The sequence below is a fragment of the uncultured Romboutsia sp. genome, from assembly GCF_958366745.1.
Lineage (GTDB): Bacteria > Bacillota > Clostridia > Peptostreptococcales > Peptostreptococcaceae > Romboutsia > Romboutsia timonensis.
This window is the reverse complement of the sequence record NZ_CATXCO010000163.1, coordinates 1-5,442: the sequence shown is the minus strand read 5'-3', so window position 1 is coordinate 5,442 and position 5,442 is coordinate 1. Positions and strand designations below refer to the sequence as shown.

Genomic DNA, 5,442 nt, shown 5'->3' with positions numbered 1-5,442 from the left:
AAGTCAAAAGAATATATATTAGAAGCATTAGGGGAAGATTACTATAAACCTGATTTTGATAAAGGAAAGGAAAAAGGAAGTAAAAAAGTACAAGATGCACATGAGGCTATAAGACCAACTTCTGTAATTAGAACTCCGGATAGTATAAAGAGCTCTTTAACGAAAGATCAATTTAAGTTATATAACTTAATATGGAGACGATTTATAGCTAGTCAAATGCAAGATTCTATTTTTGATATATTAAACGTAGAGTGTAAAATAAATGACTATATTCTAAAGGCTACTGGTTCTAAAATGAAATTTGACGGATATACAAAGATTTATAACTTTACAGAAAGAGAAGATAAAATACTTCCTCCTATAAATGAAGGAGATACTCTTATTGTAAAGGATATATTACCTCTTCAACATTTTACTCAACCACCAGCAAGATATACTGAGGCGAGTCTGGTAAAAACCCTAGAAGAATTGGGAATAGGAAGACCTAGTACTTATGCACCAACTATAACTACTATATTAAATAGAGAATATGTTGAGAAGCAAGGAAGTAGTCTTCATCCAACAGAATTAGGAAAAATAGTTACTGATATACTAGAAACTAATTTCCAAAAATTTATAGACGTAGACTTTACTGCTACTATGGAAAGTCAGCTAGATGAGGTTGAAGAAGGAAATATACCTTGGAAAGAAGTTGTAGCGAAATCATATGAACCGTTAAAAGAAGCTATAGAGATAGCTAAGGAAAATATAGAAAAGATAAATATGGATGAAGAAACTGATGAAATATGTGAAAACTGTGGAGAACACATGGTAATAAAGCATGGTAGATTTGGAAAGTTTATGGCTTGTAAGAATTATCCAGAATGTAAGACTACAAAGCCTATTGTAAATAAAATAGGTGTAAAATGTCCTAAATGTAATAATGGAGATATAATACTTAGAAAATCTAAAAAAGGCAAAGCATTTTATGGATGTTCAAATTATCCAGAGTGTGACTTTTTATCATGGAATAAACCAACTGGAGATATTTGTGATAAATGTGGATCTTATATGGTAGAAAAAATAACAAAATCGGAAACTAAAGTTGTTTGTCCTAATAAAGAATGTAAAAATGAGATGGTAAAAGAGAATAGTGAAAATTGAAAAAATGAGGGGCTTTATATTGAAAAACCAATAGAATTATGATAATATTTCTATTACATAATTATAAGAAAAACTAACGTTTATTATATATAAGTATATAAGGCATAACTTTCATGAGGAGATGAATTGCAAATGGCGAGCGAAGTATTACAGAAAACAAGAAAAATTAATAAAACATTACAAACAAGTGGTGGAAGTAATGTCTCTTTTGACTTATTAGCAGGTGCATTAGGAGAAGTTTTAAGTTCAAATGTATACGTATTAAGCTCTAAAGGAAAAGTATTAGGATTACACCTTAATGATATAGCGGATAGCTCAGTTGTAGAAGATGATATAACTAAGCAAAAGAAGTTTCCAGAGGAATACAATACAAATGTATTAAAGATAAAAGATACTTTAGAAAATCTAACAGGTGAAGAATTACTTGAAGTATTCCCATTCGAACAAGGTAGAACTGAAAAGAAAACTACAATAGTTCCAATATTAGGAAGTGGGCAAAGATTAGGAACATTAATATTATCAAGATATGATAATGAATATGAAGATGATGATTTAGTTATAGCAGAATATAGTGCTACTGTTATAGGACTTGAAATATTAAGAGCCATAGGTGAAGAGCTAGAAGAAGAAATGAGAAAGAAAGCTGTAGTTCAAATGGCAATAGGAACATTATCTTATTCAGAACTTGAAGCAGTTGAACATATATTTGAAGAATTAGATGGTAAAGAAGGTTTACTTGTTGCAAGTAAAATAGCAGATAGAGTTGGGATAACTAGATCAGTTATAGTAAATGCATTAAGAAAGTTCGAAAGTGCTGGAGTTATAGAATCTAGATCTTTGGGTATGAAAGGTACTCATATAAAGATACTAAATGATAAGCTTATGGAAGAACTTAAAAAATTAAAAAATCATCAATAATTGATTGTAAAAAGGTATCTAAATTCTAGATACCTTTTATTTTTAATATGTATAAGGAGTGAGAGTATTGCCTTTAGCAGATAAAATGCGTCCAAAAAAGATTGAAGATATGGTTGGTCAAAGGCATATTATAGGAAAGGGAAAAGTTTTAAATAAAATTATAGAAAACAAATCTATTCCTAATATGATATTATATGGACCACCAGGTACAGGTAAAACTACTTTAGCAAATATAGTAGCAAATACTATAGGAAGAAAATATGTAAAATTAAACGCTGTTAATTGTGGAGTAAAAGAGATAAAGGAAATAATAGATGAAAATAAAAGAGATTTATTTTCGTATAATGGTATAGTTCTTATGCTTGATGAGATTCAAGCTTTAAATAAAAAACAACAGCAATCTTTACTTGAAGTTATAGAGGATGGTTCTGTGACGCTAATAGCAAGTACAGCAGATAATCCATATTTTGTAATATATAAAGCTATATTAAGTCGAAGTTCTATATTTGAATTTAAGCAAATAAATAAAGAAGATATACTTATTGGACTTAAAAGAGCTATTGATAAACTTAGAGAAGAGAATATATATGAGAATATTAATGTTAAAGAGGAAGCTTTAGAATTTATAGCAGAGATTTGTAACGGGGATATGAGAAGTGCATTAAATAAATTGGAGTTAGCTTTTAATACCGGTATAGATATAGGTTCAAATTCTGTTAATATAACTATAGATACTATTGTAGAGTGCTCTAGCTCGAAAGTGTTAAGTTATGATAGAAGTGGAGATGATGGATATTCAATATTATCTGCATTTCACAAATCATTAAGAGGGTCTGATGCCGACGCATCTATACACTATCTTGCAAGGCTTATTAAAGCTGGAGATATTCAAAATATAACTAGAAGACTGTTATGTGTTGCAAGTGAAGATGTAGGGCTTGCTGTTCCTCAAGCAATAACTATTACAGAAGCCTGTGTTCAATCAGCACTTCAATTAGGGTTACCAGAAGCTAGGATACCACTTGCACAAGCAACTATATACTTAGCCCAGTGCCCAAAATCAGATTCTGTTATAAATGCAATAGATAAGGCATTATATGACTTAGATAATATAAATGTAGGAGATATTCCTATTCATTTAAAGGATGCTCATTATGCTGGAGCTAAAAATTTAGGAAGAGGAGTAGATTATAAGTATCCACATGATTATCAAAACAATTATATTAAACAGCAATACTTACCAGACGAAATAAAGCATAAAAAATATTATATACCAGGTAAGAATAAAAATGAAATAGCATTTGATAATTATTGGGAAAATATAAAAAAAAATAAATAATAAGAAATTTAATATAGGCTACTAAGTATTTGGAAAATACATGATAGCCTATTTTTAATCTAAGAATAGATGTTAGTTAATATTATTATAATAGAATTTTATGTGTTATTTTTTTTAGCAGTAGCATCTATTATAATATATAGAGATTAAATACTAAAAGTAAATTACATTAAATAATTTGCTTTGATAAAAAATTAAAAATATAAGCATCTAAAAAATTAAATCATGCTAAAATTATTATAGCAAAATATATGTGGATGAGATAATGTACAAAATAGTATATACATAGTAAAAAATTAAATAAAATAAATAGAAAATATCAGGGGGAGTCTATGATTATAAAGGTGGATGATATCTATCATAGCAAGGTTATTAATTACTTAAAAAGAGAGCCTGACTTTAACTTGTTTATAATAGGGGATATAGAGCGATATGGATATGATAATTATTTTTTAGATATATGGGCAGATATAGATAAAAAAGGACATATAGAAGGTGTATTGTTGAGATACTTTGAATACCTTATATTTTATTCGCAAGGAAATTTTAATATAGATGAATTTGCTAATCTTATAAATAGCCTAAATTATATAGAAATAAGTGGTAAACTAGATGTTTTACAGAAATTAGAGAGAAAAATATGTGTAAATCGCAAACGAATAGTCAAGTTTTGTGTTCTTGATGATTCAAGTAAATTAAATGATATAGAAATAGGATTAAGACCTAAGAAAATAAGATTTGGAAATATAAATAAGGTAGCGAAATTATACGAAGAGATTGATGAATTTGAAAATACTACTGTAGAAAATATAAAAAATGGACTTAGAACAGGTAGAGGATATTGCATAGAAGTAAATAAAAAAGTGGTGGCTATGGCAAAAAGTACATTAGAAACTAGAACTCATGCAATGATAGTAGGAGTTGGAACGCATCCAAATTTTAGAAATAAAGGCTTAGCTACAAAGTGTATAGTAAAGATATGTAGTGAAATTATAAATGAAAATAAAATTCCATGCTTATTTTATGATAATATAGAAGCAGGAAAGATATATAATAAACTAGGTTTTAAAGAAAAGGGATATTGGGGCATATACTATAGATAAAACCATAGCAATATTATATAATATATACAGATATAATACTTTGGGAGGGAAATATGTATAAAATAGGAATTGATGTAGGTGGAATGAGTATAAAAGCTGGCCTTGTAGTTAATGGGGAAATTATTCAAAGGTCAGTTAAAGAGACTAATCAATCTGGTGGTTTAGAAAATATTATAGAAGATATAACTGAATTAGTTAATGATTTATTAGATAAAAGTGAATTAGAAATAAATAATATAGATTCAATAGGAATAGGATTTCCAGGAGTTGTTACAAGTGAAGGTAGAGTAACTTGTGTGAATATAGGTCTTGAAAATGCTTTAATAATACCTAAGTTAGAAGAACGCCTAAAAGGAACTATTGTACGTGCAGGTAATGATGCGAATGTAGCAGCACTTGCTGAGTATTTTTACGGTAGTATGAAAGGCTATAATAGTGGAGTTATGATAACACTAGGAACTGGAATAGGTGGAGGTATAGTTATAGATGATAAGTTAATAACTGGCTCAAATGGAGTAGGTGCTGAAATTGGTCATACTATGGTTGCTACTAATTACTATGACTGCAATTGTGGAAACAATGGATGTTTTGAAACTTTCTGCTCAGCTACGGCTATAATAAAATATACACAGAAATTATTAAAAGAAGGTAGAGAAACTATAATAAGAGATATGTGTAACAATAACTTAGAAAATATAACTGCTAAGATGGTATTTGATGCATATAAAGAAGGAGATCAAGTAGCAGTTGAAATTATAAATAGATTTAAAAAATATTTAGCTATGGGAATAGGAAATATAGTTAATTTTATAGATCCAGCAGTTATATCAATAGGTGGAGGAGTTTCTAATGCTAGTGAAATACTTTTAGATGGTTTATCAGAACAAGTAAAAAAACACCTTCCTTTTAAAAAGGCAAAAATTGGGGATATTGTTATAG

General features: G+C 28.6%; 5 protein-coding genes. All 5 read left to right on the top strand.

All coding sequences use genetic code 11. From position 1 onward, the window contains the following. Positions 1–1,143 (top strand): DNA topoisomerase (locus Q5F54_RS10065; protein WP_302334349.1); only part of this gene is annotated, 1,143 nt, incomplete at its 5' end. Between the two features lie 132 nt (positions 1,144–1,275). Then, positions 1,276–2,061 (top strand): GTP-sensing pleiotropic transcriptional regulator CodY, encoded by a 786-nt coding sequence (gene codY / locus Q5F54_RS10060; protein ID WP_071119737.1) that lies wholly within the window; start codon positions 1,276–1,278, stop codon positions 2,059–2,061. A 67-nt stretch (positions 2,062–2,128) separates the two neighbouring features. Beyond that, positions 2,129–3,400 carry a replication-associated recombination protein A gene (locus Q5F54_RS10055; RefSeq protein ID WP_330644346.1) on the top strand — a complete coding sequence of 424 codons (1,272 nt, stop codon included), beginning with the start codon at positions 2,129–2,131 and terminating at the stop codon, positions 3,398–3,400. A gap of 332 nt (positions 3,401–3,732) precedes the next feature. Further along, the gene (locus tag Q5F54_RS10050; RefSeq protein ID WP_281538600.1) at positions 3,733–4,503 is read left to right on the top strand and encodes a GNAT family N-acetyltransferase; all 771 of its coding nucleotides are present in this window, start codon (positions 3,733–3,735) and stop codon (positions 4,501–4,503) included. Between the two features lie 53 nt (positions 4,504–4,556). Beyond that, on the top strand, positions 4,557–5,442 hold an 886-nt coding region (locus Q5F54_RS10045; protein ID WP_302334348.1), incomplete at its 3' end, for an ROK family protein.

Coding starts and splice junctions, on each gene's coding strand:
- Q5F54_RS10050 (WP_281538600.1), top strand. CDS start 3,733: ATGATTATAAAGGTGGATGATATCTATCATAGCAAGGTTATTAATTAC.
- codY (WP_071119737.1), top strand. CDS start 1,276: ATGGCGAGCGAAGTATTACAGAAAACAAGAAAAATTAATAAAACATTA.